Below are 19,116 nucleotides of genomic sequence, written 5' to 3'. Positions count from 1 at the left end.
AATGCTGGCTTCTAGTAAAGTCATTAGTCTTTCTCGGTAAAGCCTATAGTTAAAATTTATAGCCACCACCAATCATAAACACCCATGGGTCTATCTCTACGTCGGTAGAGTATTCAGTTGTACCTTGTTTATACTTTGCCGTCGTATCAATATCAGCGTACCACACTGAAGCGTTAAGGAACCAATCTTCGTTTATCATGTAATCGATACCGATATTTGCTGCTAACCCCCATGAATCATCAAGAGACAAATCACTTAAGTTAGCACCTTTGCCCGTGCCATTTAACTCTTCGTCAAAAAACATAGTGTAGTTTATACCCGCACCAATATAAGGGCGGATATCACTGTCTGCATTACCAAAATAGTACTCAACCATAAAAGTTGGTGGTAAATGTTTAGTTTCGGCTACTTCACCCAAATTGCCTAAATTAGTTGAAATCTTATGAGAAAACGGTGTCGCTGCAAGCACTTCAAAACTGATATTGTCGGTAAACATATACCCAAAAGTTAAACCAAGCTGAGTGTTGGAGTCTACGGAAAAATGGCTACCCGACGAGTTGAGTACGTCACCACTGCTATCATTAGGTGAAACTGTAGCAACCCCTGCACGAACAATAAAGTCACCTTCTTTATGAGCCATGACATTACCAGATACAAGAGCTGTGAGAACAGCAAGACCACATAGTGTTTTTTTCATTTTGATATCCCTTAAGGCTTCTTTTGTTGAACCAGAAATTCATACCTTTGGGGACAAGCTACCATAGATAAAATTAACCACTTTGATAAAAATCAAAAGACGCTGCCTAAAGGCTTAGGCAGCGTCTTTTTTAAGAGTTTGATCGCCAGCTTTACTCAACCTTAAAGAAAGATAACTCAGTATTTTGCTTGTCAGCTAACGAGGCTAATTCTGTTGCAGAACTCTTCGCTTGATCAACTGCACCGACATTTTCGTTGACCAAATCAAACATGGTCACCGTGCTCTGAGAGATTTCTTCAGTCACACTATATTGTTCTTGGGAAGCGGTAGCAACAAGGGTATTTATCCCTGAAATAGCTTCGACAGAATTGGCTATATCATCAAACGACGATTTGACGTTATCAGACAAATCCACAGATTCCTGTATCGACGCAACATTTGCAATCATATTGTTATTGGCTTTCTCTGATTGCTCTTGGAGCTTGGTAATGATCTCTTGAATATTTTGTGTGGATTCTTGTGTCTTACCTGCAAGTTGCCTAACCTCATCTGCCACGACCGCGAAACCACGCCCCTGTTCACCAGCACGCGCGGCTTCGATAGCTGCATTCAAAGCCAGTAGGTTGGTCTGCTCAGAAATAGAACTGATCACATTGGTCACTTCACCGATATTGACCGCACTGTTTTTCAGCTCCTCAATCATGCTGGCTGTTTCTTGAACAGACTTGTTGATATTTTGGGTTAGCACTATTGATTTATCCAAGGCAGTATTGCCGTTCTTCACATTGCTGATTGCTTTTTTGGTCTCTTCTTCAGCTTGTACCGCATTAGATGACACCTCTTTAGAAGTACTCGATAGCTCATTAATAGCCGTGGAAATACTCTCCACGCGATTAAGAACATCCTGAGTATTGTCCGATGTATTTTGCATCAATTGAGTCAAATGACCAGAGGCTGAATTGGTATTATTTGAGGACTCGGTGAGCTCTCTGATCAACTGAGAAAGCTGTTCAATCGATTGGTTGTATGTCCGCTTGATTTTAAAAAACTCATTTTTCGATGGTGTCAACGGTAAAGGTTTCAATGTTCCTTTGGCAAGTTGCTTGATTGCTTGCGACATTTCATCGATATTTTTGCCCAATAACTGATTGATAAGTATAAGGAATGAACCTGATATGATACAGGATATTATTGACAACATAATGACGTTAAATACTGAAGAGGATAAAGAAGATTTAAGCGCTGTGTAACGAGTTTGCAAAAATGCTTCTTCGGCACCGTCGATTTGTTCGAAAATAACCCGTATATCATCCACATACTTACGGCGCTCTTGCTGAATGAAGTCTAGCACCTCAGAATCACTAGCGGACTCTCTTAGTTGAATGCCTTTGTCAATCTCAACACTGAGCCATTCTTCATACAAGCGTTTGATCTCGTTCAAACGTTTGGTTTGATCATCAGTAGGGTTATTAATAAAAATATCTGCCAAGTATTTGATATCTTTTTCAATATTTTTAATGCCTAGATTATATGGCATGAGAGAAGCTTGCGATTTGGTCAGCATGTAACCGCGAAACCCAGTTTCGACATTAAGGATTTGCTCAAGTAAACTGTCGAGTTTACCTTTTATCGTATAAGTCTTAGATACCTGACTTTGGCTCACCATCACATTCTGATTTGACTGATTGGCCAGAATTGCGACAGATACAAATCCAAGAATGATGACAATGAGAGCGCTGTAAATTAGCACTTTCGTCGGTAGTTTTTGCAACATTTTCATAAAACAAATCCTAAGTGACGTTTCAATCAATAATTCTAGACGATAAATAGCGATCTGTGATATTTCGCCCTCAAAATGGACGTGATTCATATCGAATTATGAACAATCTACACTCATCTCTAAACTATAAATTGCGACATTACCTCTTACTTTATTAAAGACAACAAAAAACGCACACATTGCCGGGCATTGTGTGCGTCTTTTTTCCGCAATCAAACTAAAGCAGTTATCATACTTTAGCAGAAGTTTTGAGCATTTTTGCTTAATAACAAGCTAGTTAGCTTTAAAGCTATGCTTGAGCATTAACTAGCAGGTGGGTCAGATTCAGTATTACCAGCAAGCTGAATTTCTTGCTGCCTCAACATAGTATCTAACGCATCACGACGTGCTTTAAATGCTAACATTTCACTTTTTGGAACCGAACTTGCCATGGGTATATTAGCCGTCATAGCATTAACAGCCCTGCCTCGATCGATCAATTCATAGTGAATATGTGGACCTGTGACACGCCCTGTCGCTCCAGACAGACCTATCCGCTGCCCACGAGAGACTTTTTGGCCTTTACTAACCAATATTTTGCTCAAATGGAGATAACGAGTCTTATAGCGGCTTCCATGTTGAATCACTACATAATTACCCGCATAAGGGTGTTTACGTGTCATTATAACTACACCATCTCCCGTTGCTTGGATTGGAGTACCAGCAGGAGTAGCCCAGTCTGTACCATTGTGAGGTGCAATGCGACCAGTGACAGGATGTTTTCTAGTTGGATTAAAATTAGAACTCAAACGATAGCTGCCACTAAAAGGCTTACGCTGAAAAGCTCTCTGCAAACTGTTACCGTTTTTATCATAGTACTGACCATCTGAGTGCAAATAGGCAGTAATTTCACGGCCGCGGTTATAAATTTTTATCGCTTGTAGTTCTTTATTCCCGGTGTCTTTATCTCCAACATACTGTTTTGATAGGACAACTTCAAAAACATCACCAGCGCGGAGATCACGTGAAAAATTAAGTTTATCTTTCAACAAGGTAACAATTTGTTCATTTTCGCTATTCCCTAATCCAATACGATGTAAAGATTGAGAGAAACTGCCTGCGATTTCCCCAACTAGAGCATGCTCCTTCCATATTCCCGGGATTTTTACCTCATTAAATACGTAACTGCCATCATCAAGCAGTTTGTAGACGGCTCTATCAACAATACTGAATTCCAATTCCATTTTAGCAAGACGTTTAGTATCGCCATCTCGCCAAAATCTTAGAGTATTTCCAGGCCTCAAGGTGTCTAATGCCAAGTAGTTTAGGTCCGTTTCCATTATTTTCATCAGTTCGCTGTAACCAAAGCCCAACTGATCAAAAATGGTACTGAGATTATCCCCTCTTTTTATGACGTACTCATAGTCTGGTACATCACGAACTATCTCAGCTTGGTTATTTTGGTCACTTCCAATGCTTGATTCCGGTATAGAAAGATGAATTGTACGCTTATTTTGACTGGTATTATTTGTTGCAGAGATAACCAATGCGGCAACAATAGGGAGACTCAAAAGCATCATCTTTCTCGATTTAGAAAGCTCTCTAAAACGAGATCTAAAACTATTGGGTTGCACAATTTGACCTATACATGGTTAAAACAAAAGACTAAGATTACGGATTTCTGGAAGGCTTGTCACCTTCTGATTGTCATTATTGAATCAAAAAAGAGACAAACCAACCTATTTTTGCAATATTATTCATGATAAAAATATCATTTTATCAATTTAATTCAAGGTTATGATAAGTTGAAACTAAACCGTTATCGGTGCCAAATCCATTAGGTTGGTATTGGTCTGCGTTAGGATCATTCACCCAATGATGCCCATCGATCAAGTAACGGAATTCGAAGTGGTTATCCTTCGGCAACCGCGTTTTAAACTTGTATGATTTTGATTTAACAATTTTTTTCATTGCCACTGGCTGCCAGTCTGAGAAGTCAGCTACGATTGCAACAGATTCACGGACCTGTGCTGCCGACAGCTCGAAAGTCACTTCCACCTCATCTTTAGTCTTGAAAAAACGTTTATTAATCATGATTTACTCCACTATTGGGGTTGGTATTTTCGCCATAAGCTCAAAAAGTATAGTGTCTAAAACTATTGCTTCTCGCGAGATCGGTTGACCAGATTCACGTTATTTGAAGTTTGTAGCTTGATAACCAAAGGCATTCATTATGCTCATCATCACAAAAGCTAAGTCGACACAACTTATTGATAATGAACAAAATGAACAATGTAATAGAAATGAGCAAAATAAGAGATACACGAAAAACTCGCTTTCTTATTATCAATATATGGGTAGAGAGTGAAAGGTTGAATATTATAGGATTAAGGCTCAAAGTTTTTGTACCTTCAATCCACCAACTTAAAAGCCAGATTTAACTGACTCTTAAGCTGATGTGGTACAGAGTTATAAAGCATGATCTAGGTGGTACTTACCTATCATTTCTCCTTCTTGATTAAGAAAACGCTGGTACGAGAAAGCCGAAATGTCGACACAAGTAGACAGCTCTCTAACTAGTTCGTCTAATATTCTCCCTGTAATTGCTGAAGTCAGCATACCAGTACGAAAATGCCCACAAGCGTTAAAGTACCCTTCAGTGCCAGGAACAGAACCGATTATTGGCAGTTCATCAGGTGAACCAGGCCTAAGCCCAGCCCAGCAACGTTTGATGTTCATATCTTTGAGGGCGGGGATCGACTTCATAGCACCTAATCCAAGTTGCTTGATATATTTAATATCATTGGTTGTATCAAAACCTCGCTCCTCGGTTGTCGAGCCGATCAGAATCTCTCCATTATCCTTTTGCGCAATATAACAATCGCTTGTCGTCAAGCAGCCATTTAGTAATTTAGGGAGTTTTTCGGTGATGATAACTTGGCCTTTAACAGGAAACACTGGAAGATCGTAACCTGTCGCCCAACGACAGATATTTTCAGACCAAGCCCCAGCAGCATTAATCATTACTTTGCAAGGCAACCTCCCTTGCTCAGTTTCAACCGCCGTTATACGGTTTTGATGCTTTTCAATACCCGTAACTTTAGTATTTAAGTAAAGTTCAACACCATTTTGTCTTGCCGCTTCAAGATACGCTTCATTAAGGCGGTAAGGATTTATCTGATGGTCGCAGTCAAACTCCATCGCACCTATTGCGTGCTCAGATACATTCGGCTCTTCTAGATGCAGTTCACTTTGATCCAACCATCGAACATGCTGCTGCCTGTCCGGAACGGCGGCTGCTATTTGTTCAGCATACATTCGGTCATACTGATCAAACATGAGAAACTTAAGCCCCGTTTTCTCAAACTTAAAGTCGACACCATGATTCTCTACCAGCTCGTTATACAATTCGGGATACATGGCATTTGACATCATTGCCATATCAAAAAATGGTTTGGGCATAATATGGGGCTGCATTTTAGGCGCGATATCAGATCCCGATTCTTGCATCTGTTTGGATAGGGTTTTGAATAAAATTACCCCGCAACCAAGCCCAGTCGACTCGCCCATTGCCCATAAACCACCTGCTGATGCTCGTGAAGCATTGCCTGGGTATTTGTAATCCACAAGTGCAATATTAAGATCTTTTTCTCTACTCAAGAAATAGGCTATTGAAGCACCAATAACACCACCACCGCAAATAACAACATCATAGGTTTTCATGATTTTTCCTCCAAAGCAGAAAATGGGATAGGGTCAAGAGGAAACCTCGGGCGAACCATGCCTTGCTCAGCTACTAAGCCCTCTTTTTTAAGCCTGTCATAGCAGTAATGCGCGCAGGTTTTTCCTTGGCAATCACCCATGGTTATACGGGTGCGCATTTTCAAGGTCACAATATCTCTGCACCCTTGCTGGATGGCGTCATCAATCGCTTTTCGCTTCACCTGCTCACAACGACATATCACCGTATCTTCGTCTGGTAACGAGAGTAAGCCGAGTTCCCTGTAGCCAACATGGTCAAAAGCCTCACGAAAACGATACAAGCGCGCTAAACGTTTCCGCATCGCTGAAATATCTTGTTGGGCATCCAAACGCCCCAATTTACTGAGCTCAGAGGCAATTGCTTTAGCCGCTATGTTTCCTTCAAGAGCAGCAGCATCAGCACCTGCAATTTTTGCACTATCACCAGCACAATAAATGTTTTCCTGACTACTACGTTGCCATTCATCAACGCAGGGTATAGCACCACTCATATGATCGTATTGAATCTCAAGCCCGATAAGTTGAGCTAACTGAGAACGTGCTGCAAAGCCATAACCAACCCCTAAGGTATCGACAGTATGTTTTACCGCTTTAGAATGATCAGGGCACCAATTATCATCGTAAGGAGCGACCGTAACCTGCTGCAATTGTCCCTCCCCCTCAGCTTTAACTAACCCCCAGCCATAATGGAGGGAAATGTCATGTTGCTTTAGATACAACATCATAGATAACCCATCCAGTGCCTGTTGAGGCCGATTTAAGATAGCGAGTGTTTCCTTTGCAATCGAAGAAAATCTTGCCGCTTCATAAATCGCATCTATCTGACAACCGGCTTTATGCAACTGGCAGGCAACCAAAATAAGCAGTGGGCCTGTGCCTGTGATCACCAGTTTTTTACCGGGCCTTACCAAACCACTTTTTAGCTGAAGTTGGATAGCACCAAGAAGCATTACACCGGGTAGTTGCCACCCAGGAAAAGGAATGCTGCGTTCTTGACAACCTGTAGCCAATAACAAATAGTCATAATCAATCTGTGATAACTTACCATCGTGGCTAACGAGTAAGGTTCTATCAGCTAAAGGCCCCAAGACTTTCGTTTGAGTTTTAAGGTCAATATATGAAGCGTTACTACGATAATCCTCCTGCAATTTATCCATAGCTTTTTTGAGCTTAGTGTCTAAGTGAGGCAAATCATGGGTTTTTCGCAAAGGACCACGATAAATCACACCACCTGCTTTTGGCGCTTCATCAATCACAGTGGTGTGCACACCAAATTTTGCAAGTTCAGTGGCCGCCGATATTCCAGCAGGTCCAGCTCCAACAATAACGACTTTCTTATCCATGTTTCTTCCCCTTCTCTAATACCTGATTGCGGTTAGTTTCTATCTCCATATCAGGTTTCACTAGAGTTTGGCAGGCTCGTTGCTTAAAACGGCCATTAACATGCAATAGGCAACAATGGCACACGCCCATTCCACAATAGGGGCCAGAGTTAGTGCCATAATCGTTAGTCATAAAGTGACGTATATTTGATGCAAGTAAAGCACTGAGGACACTTTCTCCTTCAACTGCTGGAATGGGTTTTCCATCCACACGAATGGTGAATGGCTTATCGAGAACTTCGGTAATGTCTTGATGTCGTTTCGTAGTAGATTTCATCGATGTCTCCAAAGCAAAAGAGCAACAAAGCTTGTACTATGATACCCATGCATTTTGTAAGTTAAATGCCTAAATACTAGCGAGTTTTGATTAACAATAATTCATCACAAATAGTGTGGTTAATTATCATGTGAGTACTCAGTACCACTGTGAGATATGTTAAATTGGAAGATAAGGGGTGAGAGAATAAAGGTAGCCAAGTCACTTTGACCAAAATCAAAAGGTCTAATTTCATTAGCCTACAACATCATGTATAAAGACCATAAATACATCCATCCAGAGAAATAAAATGCATCAAACAATTGGATTTAAATCGCATAGCTCTTCCATTTCCGGACATTTATTTTTGCCGAAGAACACAACAAAGCCAGCTCCTTTAATCATTCTTTGCCACGGGTTTTGTGGCGTAAAAGAGTTACTGCTTCCCGCTTTTGCTGAACGTTTTGCAAATCACGGCTATGCCGCTTTAACATTTGACTACCGTGGATTTGGTGAAAGTGAAGGTGAAAAAGGCCGTTTAGTTCCGGCTCTACAAATCGAAGACATCCATGCTGCTATAGATTGGGCAAAACAGGAAACTTCTGTCGATTCAAGTCGTATCGCTTTGTGGGGAAGTTCATTTGGTGGAGCCAACGCCATAATTGCAGCAAGCCAAAGCCACGATATAAAATGCGTTGTTGCCCAACTTACCTTTGCCGACGGTGAAACCGTTATTACTGATAAAATGTCTGTGGAAGAAAAAGAGAAATTTCTCTCTACACTAGAGCGTATGCGTGACAAGAAAGCCAAAACCGGCAAAGAGATGATGGTGCCTATTGCTAAAGTACTAAGTGATGACCAATCTGTGGACTTTTTTAATCACTATAAAGATGACTTCCCTGCGCTTACCATAAAGATCCCATTTCTCACCGTATGGGAAACCATAAACCATAAACCTATACAAGCGCTGAAGAACCTCAACAAGCCTTTATTGATTGTTGCGGCAGAAAAAGATGGCGTAAATCCGTTAGAAGAATCAAGACTACTGTTTGACGCTGCACATGAGCCAAAATCCTTACATGTGGAAAAAGACGCAACACACTATGAGGTATATTCAGGACAGCATTTTGAATCGGTAGTGACCAAGCAATTGGATTGGTTCAACCGATACTTATAACCCACACTTAAAAATAGGCAGGGCATATCGTCTAAGAATGAATACTCGCTGCTCGCAGGCTTCTTAGCAGGTGTGCCCTTTTCTCAAATTTTAAAAGGTATTCCCTCAATGATTGATGTCTTTTTATTGATAGCAACGTATCATGGCTAGTGAATAAGATTCATCATTGGAGCACTTAGGCAATGAGTAAGCCAAAAGACGACCAGACCTTGAACAAAGTGATTGACATTCAAAGCCTTGCTGCGGCATCAAACTACTCTTTGCTCAACACTCTGCATCCCGATCCCGATGCAACAAGCAGTGGTGAGGATCATCTGCCAAGACAAGTGCTCTCTGGGCACTATGTGCCAGTCAAACCTTCTCCAATTGCTGATCCTGTTTACATCAGTCACAGTAAGACGTTTTTTAAAGAACTAGGCCTCAGTGACAAACTAGCACAATCAGAAGACTTTAAACGCCTTTTTTCTGGCGACATGAATCATGTGCCAGAGGAGATGAAAAATATAGGCTGGGCAACGGGTTATGCACTCTCGATCTTCGGTACCGAATACATACAACAGTGCCCATTTGGAACCGGTAACGGTTATGGTGACGGGCGAGCGATTTCAGTATTTGAAGGTGTGCTGAATAATAAGCACTGGGAAATGCAATTGAAAGGCGGTGGTCCAACGCCTTATTGTCGAGGAGCCGATGGTAGAGCAGTACTTCGCTCAAGTGTGCGGGAATATCTTGCTCAAGAATACATGCATACTTTAGGGATCCCATCATCTCGATCATTATGCCTTTTTGTATCTCAATCAGACACTGTCGATCGACCATGGTATAGTGAAGGTACTCGCTCAGAGAATCCCGATATCATGGTGTCTAACCCCGTCGCGATTACCACGCGAGTTGCGCCTTCTTTCTTACGGGTTGGGCAGCTTGAACTTTTTAGTCGTCGTGCTCGTAGCCTTACTGATGCTGACGCCATGAAAGAACTCGAGATGATAGTGCTGCATACCATAGAACGAGAATATCAAGATGAGATTGAACACTCACTGCCACTCACACAGAAGGTCGTTATTCTTGCCGATAAATTTCGAGAGAGATTAACCTCTCTTGTCACTAATTGGATTCGTGTCGGCTACTGCCAAGGTAACTTCAACAGTGACAACTGCGCAGCAGGAGGCTTCACTCTAGATTACGGACCATTCGGTTTTTGTGAATACTTTGAGCCTTATTTCCAACCATGGACAGGCGGTGGAAACCATTTCGCCTTTCTAAATCAACCCCTGGCTGCAGAAAAAAACTTTGAAACCTTCTGCGCCGCACTTAAGCCACTGTTGCACTCTTCACCAGAGCAAGAAGAGCAATTAGACGATATTTGTGAAGGCTTTTCGCCAATGATGCAGAGTAAAGTCAGTCAGATGTGGGCCGACAAACTTGGCTGGGAAACATTCGACAATGCTCTTTTCAATCAACTTATCACTCTGATGATGAAAACTCATGTCGACTACACCATCTTATTCCGCGAGCTTTGTCATATTCCAGATGACGTATCAGGTATTGAGCCTAGCTTCTACGCCAAGCCAAGTGAAGAAATCCTTAATGAATGGCAGCGATGGTTATCTTCATGGCGAGATAAGGTTCTTTCCACTTCAAGTCCTGAATCTGCGTCGGATCAGATGAAAACAGTGAATCCCAAGTATACATGGCGAGAATGGCTGATTGTGCCTGCCTATCAGCAAGCAGAGCAAGGGGATTATTCACTTATTCATGAGTTAGAACAAGTACTCCAAGATCCTTATGGTGAGCAATCATCGCAGGTAGAGGAAAAATACTATCGTTTAAGACCGCTAGAGTTTTTTGCCTCTGGCGGCGTTTCCCACTACAGTTGCTCATCTTAAGCTTTCCAACGAGAGAGGACTCAGCGAGTCCTCTCTTAGACTTTTGGGTTTATTTGCCGCCGATACTCAATCGAGCAAATCGAATGTCTGGTGCAAAGAAGGTATGACTATCATTGTTCATTTGTGTATCCCCTACAGCATCCACTTCAGCTAACATCTTGTAGAAGTTACCAGCCACGGTTATTCCGCGCACCGGTTGAATACGCTGCCCATCACGACACAAAAACCCACTAGCACCAAACGAAAAATCGCCACTGACAACATCAGCGCCAGAATGAACACCTTGCAGCTCTACAAGTTCGAGATATTCACCAGACTGGACTTCAGCAAGGGTACTACTACCAAGTGCAATCACTTTGTGGTTTGCCGAAACATCCAAACTGGATTTCGCCCCTCGCGCAGCGCTTGCTGTCGATTGAACTCCTAGATAGCTTGCGCTATGGCTATTATGCAGTAAGGTTTTCAGCTCGCCATTTGCAATCAAGATATTGTCTTGGGTGGCAAAACCTTCGCTATCAAAGCCCGAAATCGCCATACCGCTCGGCATATAAGCCACATCTGACAGAGAAATCAGTTCATTGGCAACCGTATGTCCAACTTTATCGGCAAGCGGCGTCACTCCTTTCATTGCACTCACACCAGAAAAAGCACTACCAAAAGCACCAAATAAACTGCTGAGGGCATTAACAGTGAACACAACAGAATAATTTCCGGTTGCCACTGGAGCACCATCCAGTAGCTCTTGGGCTAGACGATAGCCTTCGTCAACACATAAGTTCGAATTTAAATCAGCGAAGCGTCGACCGACCGACATTTTACCCGCCATGGCTTGTTTACCATTTTGCTCAAGTAAGGCGTAGGCATAACAGCTAAACGAGCGTTCAAAGTGCTGACACAAGCTGCCTTTAGTATTCGCTACAATAAGCTGGACTTCGCCATCGCTATAGCCATTGTAAGGTGAACTGACACCTTCCGCCTTATCGATAAGGTTTTGCTCTAACCCAAGGGCTAGTTCAATTTTTTCATCGACTAAGGTTGTGTCTTGCTGTGTCAGCTCGGCTACATCAGTTTCAATCTGGCTATCGGTACAAGCGATGGTTTGATGCTCATCTTGCTTGGCAAATCGTGCGCTTTCTAACGCATTAGCCAACATTGAATCTAAACTGGATGGCTCTAATGATTCGGAATAACTGGTCGCCACGCGTGCTTGTTTGATAACGCGCACACCCATAACTTGGCTAGAGCTTACCTTATACTCATCAAGTTGGCCTTGGTTTGCTTTTAGAGAAAAACTGCTGTTACGACTGACAATCACATCCGCTTCCGCGCCATGTTCCTTGGCTTTAGATAACACGTAATCCACTGACTTAAGAAGTTGTTCTTGGCTCATCAGTTGCCACCTCCAACCAAAATATTGTCTACTTTAAGTGAAGGCTGGCCAACTGTGGTAGGAACAGAGCCACTGACCGAACCACACATGCCCGGTGCCAAAGCCATGTCTTGACCAACCATACTGATTTCTTTAAGTACTTTTGGTCCCGTACTGATTAGGGTCGCCGTTTTGAGGGGTTTGGTCACTTTGCCATTTTCAATCAAGTAAGCTTCTCTCACCGCAAAGTTGAACTCTCCAGTACCGGGTTGAACTGAGCCTCCTCCCATTTTTTTGGCGTAAATACCTCGCTCTATACCAGCAAACATATCATCAAGAGAATGACTGCCCGCTTCGATAAAGGTATTTCTCATCCGCGAAGCTGGAGCAAACTTGTAGTTTTGACGACGGCCAGAACCCGTTGGTTGATAACCTGTTTTTAGGCTGCCCATTTTATCAACCATAAAGCTGGTTAATCGACCATCTTTAATTAGCTGGGTACGCTGCGTCGGCATGCCTTCGTCATCAATATGAATTGATCCCCATTCGTTGGTCATAGTGCCATCGTCTACCGCGCTTACCGCAGAGTGTGCAATCATCTCGCCCATTTTGTCATGAAATACAGAGGCTTTCTTAGCAACGGCTGTGGTTTCAAGCAAGTGACCACAGGCCTCATGGAAAATCACACCGCCAAAACCATTACCGATCACGACTGGCATTTCACCGGATGGGCACGCATCTGCACCTAATTTCACCAAAGCTTGCTGAGCAATAGTTTGCCCAAGCTCTTTCGCATCCAAGTGCTGGCTGAACTCCCAACCTGACAAAGCGCCAGGGCCTTCAGAACCAGATGTTTGCTCACCACCTTTTTGCGCAACAGTATTACCTGCGATGCGAATATAGTGACGAGTATCATCCACTTGTAATCCATCTGAGTTGAAGATAGCGACTTTCTGCTCACGTTGAAGGACGCTACCGATAAACTGGCTAATACATTCACTTTCTTCACGCGCCGCTCGATCTGCATCCAGCAAAAAGGCAATTTTTGCATCGAGATTCGCATCTTGGCTAAGAGGCATTGTGCAGCCGTGTTGAACTGGGTAAGGGTTTAAATTCAACTCTCCTGCTGAGGCAATTTGCTGACGTTTATCTTTGGCTGCAAGCAAAGACGTAACGCGCTTTAATTCAGTTTCATCCGTACTGTTGGTGTAGCCATACAGAACTTTTTGGCCATAAAAAAGCCGGATACCGATACCAAAATCGATACCCGAATTAACTTTATCTACCTCACTTGAAGCAACTTGAACCGTATTCGTCTGATGATGTTCAACGAATAGCTCGGCAAAATCAGCACCTAAGAATAGGGCATGATCAATGACGGCTTTGGCTGTGACAGGGTTAAGCATGAAATCTCCTAGGCGACTGCACTGATACATTTCATCTTAACAAGAACCGCCCGCCACTGCCTCTACTCTTGGTCTGCTTTTTGATATTTCTTACCGCTAGGCGATCATTTTTTTAGATACTAAAGGCTGCGTGAGAGGCTCCCGTAGCTCGCTTTTACCCTTAAGTTCCATCATGATTTGTTTTATCAAAATGCCATAAATAAACATCATAGGAAGCCCAGCCACCACACAAAGTGATTTTATGGTATTGATACCTCCTCCGGTTAGAAACACGCTAAAGCTAATCAAGGCAATGGCTGCTGCCCAAAGAAGCTTAACCTTAATATCTGGGTCTCCATTTAACGACAACTGGTTAGTCGTCAGCATAGAGGTAGCAACACTCGCACTCGACATCGTCGTCAGCATTAAAAAGAATTGGATAATCAAAAACAGAGCAAGAACCAAGTTCTTAGCTGGTAATGTTTGAATTAAAGATACAACGGCAAAAGTGAGTCCACCTTCACCCATCCAATCTTGGATTGGATACCCCCCCAATAACTGAGCCCAAACCGCATAACCGCCAAAAATAGAGATAAAGAACGCACAGCCCAAAGAGCCCATGGAAATGGAATAAAGAATAACTTCGCGTATCGTACGCCCTCGGGATATACGGGTAATGAATAAGCCCATCATGATCAGATAAGCGTAATACCAAAACCAATAATACTGGGTCCAAGCTTGCGGAAAACCACTTTGCTGCACCGGGTCTGTCCAAAGTGACATACGGAAAAAACTATCAAGCATGACCCCAACAGAGTCGGTGAAGTTATTCAAAATAAATTGTACATTGGACGAGAACAGAACAAATAGAGCGAAAATAATCGCTGATATCACTGTATAGTCAGATACCTTATTGATTCCTTTATTAAAGCCCACCAAGGTGACAGCAAAAAGAACCAGCACAAACAGCAATATTATACTGCCTTGTAAAACGAGGTTATTCTCGACGCCCAATAACTGAGCAGCGCCCGCACTAAGCAGAGTAACTGTTAATGCCAATGAGCTGGCGAAAGCCGATAAGGTGCCAAAAATCGCCAGCAAATCGATACATTTAGCAATGAATTTATTGCGGCCTAGTACTGGTTCACATAGGGTAGAAAGCTTCAAGGTTCGTTGCTTTTTGACGTAAAAGGCATAAGCAAATGGAATCGCAGGGAAGCAATAAATCGCCCAACCAGTGATCCCCCAGTGAAAAATAGAATAAGTAACAGACCAGGCTGCGGCGCTGTAACTATTAGTTTCTGCGAAAAAAGGAGGCGATTGTAGATAATACATGGGTTCGCCAATTCCCCAATAAATTAAAGAGGCACCCACACCTGCGGTAAAGATCATTCCTCCATAAGAGAAATTGGAGTATTCAGGCTTATCGTCACCCAAACGAATATTTCCGTATTTTGAGAACGCCAACCACAGCAAAAAACCAACCAGAGCAAGGCTGCTCAGTTGTACCAACCAGCCAAACCAATCAGTAACAAAAGTCATCGCATTACCCGCTAAGCCTTGAGCTTGCTCTGGGTGAAGCGATGAAACCAGCAATATAAATAAAACCGTTACAATCGCAGGGATAGCCAGTCCTAAGTTAAGATTTTTCAAGGCTATCTCTCCAGTTTGCTAATGCTTGGATGTGGCTTGGCTCGATACCACAACACCCTCCAATGACACTCGCGCCCAGTTGATACCATTTTTGCGCATATTCAAGGTATTCCGAAGGTGAGAAGTGTCTCATCTCTTGTAAAGATTCGTTGGCTTGATGATCAGATTTAATCGGCGCAAAGCTGTTGGCATACACGCCAATAATAAGCGCTGTACCGGTTTGCTCTGTCACTTGATTCACTTCTTGGATAGCATGTTCGATCACTTCAGGTATTGAGCAGTTAAAGAAGATACCAGCCACGTTTTTATCCAGCAGCTCGGAAACGGCGTCAGAAACTGGCTCTCCAGAGCGAAGGCATGGTGACTGGCCAGTCTCATCTTGCAGGGTAAAAGAGATGTATACGGGCTTATCAGTGTCAGACAAAACCTGCGTAATCACCCTCATTTCGCCAAGGCTTGCAACCGTTTCTGCCAACCAAACGTCCACATATTGCTGCTGAGCATCGACTAAATGGGATGTGATTGCCTGTGCTCTTTGCGCATCGAATAAGTCTGGACGATAAGACCCAAAAGCCGGAGGGATCGCTCCAGCAACTAGCACTTCTTTATCTGACTCTTGTTCCACTTCTCGGGCGAGCTGCGCGGCTTGCTGAGCCAACGCATATCCTTTTTCCGCATAAAGAGCTTCACCTAAATGGAAAGGTACACAAGCATAACTGTTGACGGTTATAATTTGTGCGCCTGCATCAATAAAGCCGTGATGAGCTTGTTTGACATGCTTTGGTGATTCGATTAGTGCTTGCGCACTCCACAAGGGCTGAGAAAAGGGCGCGCCAATGCGTTTTAACTCGCGCCCCATTCCACCATCTAATATTGTAAGCTTAACCATTTAGACATCCATACGTCTCAACATCCAAGCAGTCATTAAACCACAATAGTCCGCAAGTTAAAGTTAGTATTCTTCATACTCAACATGAATAATTTTCATGTTGAGTATGCCGTTATTCTCCTTTAATAGGCCATGGTTTCTTCGGTGCTTGGAAGCTAGGCTCTCCTAGCACTGGGCTCGATAAGACATAGAAGCCATGGTTTGTGAAGAGCCAAAATAGATTTCGGTCGTACTCAACATAGACAGAATGAGATAAATTTCCCATGGCATAGTCAACCACTTTGTCTGGTGCAAAAGGTGGAACAAAATAAGCTACGACAGACGCTTCATTTGGCTTGGAAACATCAAACACTTGTAGGCCAGCATTGTAGAAGTTGTAAGGCAGAAAACCTGATTGGGCCGTGCCTGGCTGATGGTAGGCTCCTGTTCGTTTGGGACCGAAGCTGCCTCGGCGCTGACAATAGTCTTTAAAATTTGCCTCTTTTGGCGGCATAGGACGAGGTAAGACTCCTTTTACCACCGGACTACTGGGCTCTGATACATCGATGATATAAACGTCCTTATAGGGTTCATAACAGTCTTCATTGAGTGGATAGCCACTGTAGTAAACTAGACCCGTTTCCTGGACTTGAGACACATCAACAAAATCCCCCTCTGTGCCTGCTACGCTCGGTGGAAAGTTCAGATGTCCTACGACCTTCATCTGACTAGGATCACGGATATCGACCACATAAAAACCTAATCCCCCCATCGCAGCATAGGCATAGTCCGCATCTTTATCACTCAAAAATAATGACATACGAGCGCCCATCCACGACGTGCGATTACCTGCTCTCGGATTATCTTGATACACCTTTTCATGCTCAGCGTCACCGACAATTTGGCCCGGTACCGAGAGCATATCAAGCAAACGAGGGTTGCGAGGGTCCGACATATCCCACGCCTGATAGCCCGCGCTATAAAGATCGTTGGCATATTCAGTTAGGGCATATCGTTTATCTGGGGCAGCAGCGACATACATAACGCCGTCACCATAATACACTGGGATATCGCGTACACCAGAGCCTTGCTGTTGACCAACTGGCGCATCAGGATGAAGAATATCTGTGGTGCGTTCAGCAAGCAAAGTCCAATCTTCTGGCATGGGTCCTTTCATACTGTATACCTTAAAGCCTTTTAAGTGCTGACTTTGCCGAATAGCTTTAACTTGCTCTGGACTACGATACTTATCCTTAAGTAAGCCAAAGCGCCTAACCTCATAGGCTTGCACCATTACATAACTTTGCTCAGATTCACTCCATTGAATCGAGGCTGCGCCCATCATTTCTCCGTCTTTGAAAGGTGACTGCAGCTCTCCAGGGCCAGATTTCCCCCAAGTATGACCTTTGGTTAGTAGCAAACGCACATCTTTAGGGTTAGTCACATCAAAGATTTTTAGGTCACCTCTGACATACTGATATAAGTAGCGCTTGCCATCAAAATCCACCATATTTTGCCAAGTATGAAAAGGCTCAACCGTAATCGGATAATAGGCTTCAACCGTCATATTGTGCTGATAGCTTTGTGTATCCCAATAGTCCAACTGGCCTTCAAACGGCTGTGCCTGATGCGAGCTTGGCGCTTCCTTTGGGTGATAAAAACGCCCATCCGGACCAAACCCATAATCAGATGGACTGGGAGCTTTAGGCTCCTTATTGGCAGATAGAGAAACTTGCCTTTTTACCATCTCATCATCAATCACATATGGCGTGTCAGCACTCGCTGCACACGCCATATTACTGGCAATTAATGAAACCAAAACAAGTGAACGTATCGGAATCGAATCAAACATAAACAGCCTTATTATCAATCAACTAGACGAAAACAAGACTATATCCTAGCCAGAATTCAGAAAACTGAACCTTGTTTGCTTTATCTCAATAGGATATCTGGAGTTTAGTCAGTAACAGGACTTCGTCATATAGTCGGATACTTCCTACTCTTATAATTGCAACGATAAAAATAAAAAGAGAAAGAAGCATTATGTTCAATTAAGATATTAATGGTAAATATAATAAAAATACATTCCTTATCTATATAAAATGCTTGATAAAAAAAACATAAAGAGTAATGATACAAATAACAATTAAATACACATTAAATATGAAATCAAGATCATACAATTAATAGTTTCATATGAAATGGTTGTTAAATGTATAATATTTCTTGCTAAAAAGGTTTAGATAATGAAAAAATCAATATTTGTGGCTTTAGGTTTACTGGCTATTTCTTCCAACGTTCTTTCTGAGAGTAAGCTAGCAGGTCAAAATACATCATCCTTGACGCATGAGGATATTTTCAAAATTTACCTAGAAAATAATGTTATCTATGACCAAAGTAACATGCCACATGGTTATGATGGGGATATTACCGCAGTATACATGACACTCAATAAGGTCAGAGGAAGACTACAAAATATTACATCTGACATCAATCGTGAGTTCCTATATAGCTCTCCTCGAGATGAGGACTCCAGGTCTGAGCTGATTGATATAGTTGAAAGCCTGATTAGAACAGTAGATAAGCTACAAAGGCTTAGATCTGACTTTTTGAGTAAGCCAGAGTCAATAGATAAATATTATGCTCGTAGTGTCAATATAAGTAACCATACGAAAAGAGTAATGAGAAAAACAGAGAAAATGATTTCAACAGGAGATATTCGCTCAGGTTATGCAAATGAGATTAACTTCATTTCTGATCTTTTGAAGAATATATCATATGGTTATAGAAACAAATCTTTAACATTAATATTATCACGCGATGATACATCGAACAGTGAGAAAAATCCATACTTAGAAAGACTAAACCTTAAATTTTGAACAACCGATTAGGTAGTTTGTATTTGGATGCATCCTGGTGTAA

The 19,116-nt window shown here is 42.5% G+C and carries 15 protein-coding genes; 3 read left to right on the top strand and 12 right to left on the bottom strand.

All coding sequences use genetic code 11. The features are described from left to right. Positions 1–49: 49 nt before the first annotated feature. The 7 genes from ompW to AAFM34_RS03675 all read right to left on the bottom strand — a co-directional run bounded on the left by ompW (position 50) and on the right by AAFM34_RS03675 (position 7,877). The gene (ompW, locus tag AAFM34_RS03705) at positions 50–697 is read right to left on the bottom strand and encodes an outer membrane protein OmpW (RefSeq protein ID WP_341660094.1); all 648 of its coding nucleotides are present in this window, start codon (positions 695–697) and stop codon (positions 50–52) included. Positions 698–848: 151 nt separating this feature from the next. Continuing rightward, the gene (locus AAFM34_RS03700) at positions 849–2,477 is read right to left on the bottom strand and encodes a methyl-accepting chemotaxis protein (RefSeq protein ID WP_341660092.1); all 1,629 of its coding nucleotides are present in this window, start codon (positions 2,475–2,477) and stop codon (positions 849–851) included. A gap of 302 nt (positions 2,478–2,779) precedes the next feature. Next, on the bottom strand, positions 2,780–4,036 hold the full coding sequence (locus tag AAFM34_RS03695; RefSeq protein ID WP_341660109.1) for a peptidoglycan DD-metalloendopeptidase family protein: 1,257 nt from the start codon (positions 4,034–4,036) through the stop codon (positions 2,780–2,782). 199 nt (positions 4,037–4,235) lie between these two features. Then, positions 4,236–4,550: an isoamylase early set domain-containing protein gene (locus tag AAFM34_RS03690; RefSeq protein ID WP_341660090.1), complete on the bottom strand. Its 315-nt coding sequence runs from the start codon at positions 4,548–4,550 to the stop codon at positions 4,236–4,238. A gap of 375 nt (positions 4,551–4,925) precedes the next feature. Continuing rightward, positions 4,926–6,179 (bottom strand): FAD-binding oxidoreductase, encoded by a 1,254-nt coding sequence (locus AAFM34_RS03685; RefSeq protein ID WP_341660088.1) that lies wholly within the window; start codon positions 6,177–6,179, stop codon positions 4,926–4,928. Continuing rightward, positions 6,176–7,561: an FAD/NAD(P)-binding oxidoreductase gene (locus AAFM34_RS03680; protein WP_341660085.1), complete on the bottom strand. Its 1,386-nt coding sequence runs from the start codon at positions 7,559–7,561 to the stop codon at positions 6,176–6,178. Before AAFM34_RS03680 ends, AAFM34_RS03685 begins: the two co-directional genes overlap by 4 nt. After that, positions 7,554–7,877 carry a (2Fe-2S)-binding protein gene (locus AAFM34_RS03675; RefSeq protein WP_341660082.1) on the bottom strand — a complete coding sequence of 108 codons (324 nt, stop codon included), beginning with the start codon at positions 7,875–7,877 and terminating at the stop codon, positions 7,554–7,556. Before AAFM34_RS03675 ends, AAFM34_RS03680 begins: the two co-directional genes overlap by 8 nt. Positions 7,878–8,166: 289 nt before the next feature. Here AAFM34_RS03675 and AAFM34_RS03670 point away from each other — a divergent pair, with 289 nt between their 5' ends. Both AAFM34_RS03670 and AAFM34_RS03665 read left to right on the top strand, forming a co-directional pair. Continuing rightward, positions 8,167–9,033 carry an alpha/beta fold hydrolase gene (locus AAFM34_RS03670; protein WP_341660080.1) on the top strand — a complete coding sequence of 289 codons (867 nt, stop codon included), beginning with the start codon at positions 8,167–8,169 and terminating at the stop codon, positions 9,031–9,033. Between the two features lie 182 nt (positions 9,034–9,215). Then, entirely contained in the window at positions 9,216–10,919 is a 1,704-nt protein-coding gene (locus AAFM34_RS03665; RefSeq protein WP_341660077.1) for a protein adenylyltransferase SelO family protein, read from the top strand. Positions 10,920–10,968: 49 nt separating this feature from the next. Here the strand turns inward: AAFM34_RS03665 and AAFM34_RS03660 are convergent, their stop codons facing one another. The 5 genes from AAFM34_RS03660 to AAFM34_RS03640 form a co-directional block, all read right to left on the bottom strand. After that, positions 10,969–12,309 carry a TldD/PmbA family protein gene (locus AAFM34_RS03660; RefSeq protein WP_341660075.1) on the bottom strand — a complete coding sequence of 447 codons (1,341 nt, stop codon included), beginning with the start codon at positions 12,307–12,309 and terminating at the stop codon, positions 10,969–10,971. Then, a complete protein-coding gene (locus AAFM34_RS03655; RefSeq protein ID WP_341660073.1) occupies positions 12,309–13,694 on the bottom strand; it encodes a TldD/PmbA family protein in 1,386 nt (461 codons plus the stop codon). The genes AAFM34_RS03660 and AAFM34_RS03655 overlap by 1 nt, the downstream gene beginning before the upstream one ends. A gap of 96 nt (positions 13,695–13,790) precedes the next feature. Then, positions 13,791–15,326, bottom strand: coding sequence for a BCCT family transporter (locus AAFM34_RS03650; protein WP_341660071.1), 1,536 nt, complete (start codon positions 15,324–15,326; stop codon positions 13,791–13,793). Further along, a complete protein-coding gene (locus tag AAFM34_RS03645; protein ID WP_341660069.1) occupies positions 15,313–16,215 on the bottom strand; it encodes a homocysteine S-methyltransferase family protein in 903 nt (300 codons plus the stop codon). Before AAFM34_RS03645 ends, AAFM34_RS03650 begins: the two co-directional genes overlap by 14 nt. 112 nt (positions 16,216–16,327) lie before the next feature. Next, on the bottom strand, positions 16,328–18,046 hold the full coding sequence (locus AAFM34_RS03640; protein WP_341660066.1) for a hypothetical protein: 1,719 nt from the start codon (positions 18,044–18,046) through the stop codon (positions 16,328–16,330). A 394-nt stretch (positions 18,047–18,440) separates the two neighbouring features. Between AAFM34_RS03640 and AAFM34_RS03635 the strand changes: the two genes are divergently transcribed. Next, on the top strand, positions 18,441–19,073 hold the full coding sequence (locus tag AAFM34_RS03635) for a hypothetical protein (protein WP_341660064.1): 633 nt from the start codon (positions 18,441–18,443) through the stop codon (positions 19,071–19,073). The last annotated feature ends 43 nt before the right edge of the window (positions 19,074–19,116 follow it).

The organism is Vibrio sp. (assembly GCF_038138445.1).
In the GTDB taxonomy this organism is placed as follows: domain Bacteria; phylum Pseudomonadota; class Gammaproteobacteria; order Enterobacterales; family Vibrionaceae; genus Vibrio.
This window is presented reverse-complemented; position numbering and strand designations above follow the sequence as displayed.

Excerpts from the sequence above, each read along its gene's own strand:
- ompW (WP_341660094.1), bottom strand. The coding sequence starts at position 697 with ATGAAAAAAACACTATGTGGTCTTGCTGTTCTCACAGCTCTTGTATCT.
- AAFM34_RS03700 (WP_341660092.1), bottom strand. The coding sequence starts at position 2,477 with ATGAAAATGTTGCAAAAACTACCGACGAAAGTGCTAATTTACAGCGCT.
- AAFM34_RS03695 (WP_341660109.1), bottom strand. The coding sequence starts at position 4,036 with ATGATGCTTTTGAGTCTCCCTATTGTTGCCGCATTGGTTATCTCTGCA.
- AAFM34_RS03690 (WP_341660090.1), bottom strand. The coding sequence starts at position 4,550 with ATGATTAATAAACGTTTTTTCAAGACTAAAGATGAGGTGGAAGTGACT.
- AAFM34_RS03685 (WP_341660088.1), bottom strand. The coding sequence starts at position 6,179 with ATGAAAACCTATGATGTTGTTATTTGCGGTGGTGGTGTTATTGGTGCT.
- AAFM34_RS03680 (WP_341660085.1), bottom strand. The coding sequence starts at position 7,561 with ATGGATAAGAAAGTCGTTATTGTTGGAGCTGGACCTGCTGGAATATCG.
- AAFM34_RS03675 (WP_341660082.1), bottom strand. The coding sequence starts at position 7,877 with ATGAAATCTACTACGAAACGACATCAAGACATTACCGAAGTTCTCGAT.
- AAFM34_RS03670 (WP_341660080.1), top strand. The coding sequence starts at position 8,167 with ATGCATCAAACAATTGGATTTAAATCGCATAGCTCTTCCATTTCCGGA.
- AAFM34_RS03665 (WP_341660077.1), top strand. The coding sequence starts at position 9,216 with ATGAGTAAGCCAAAAGACGACCAGACCTTGAACAAAGTGATTGACATT.
- AAFM34_RS03660 (WP_341660075.1), bottom strand. The coding sequence starts at position 12,309 with ATGAGCCAAGAACAACTTCTTAAGTCAGTGGATTACGTGTTATCTAAA.
- AAFM34_RS03655 (WP_341660073.1), bottom strand. The coding sequence starts at position 13,694 with ATGCTTAACCCTGTCACAGCCAAAGCCGTCATTGATCATGCCCTATTC.
- AAFM34_RS03645 (WP_341660069.1), bottom strand. The coding sequence starts at position 16,215 with ATGGTTAAGCTTACAATATTAGATGGTGGAATGGGGCGCGAGTTAAAA.
- AAFM34_RS03640 (WP_341660066.1), bottom strand. The coding sequence starts at position 18,046 with ATGTTTGATTCGATTCCGATACGTTCACTTGTTTTGGTTTCATTAATT.
- AAFM34_RS03635 (WP_341660064.1), top strand. The coding sequence starts at position 18,441 with ATGAAAAAATCAATATTTGTGGCTTTAGGTTTACTGGCTATTTCTTCC.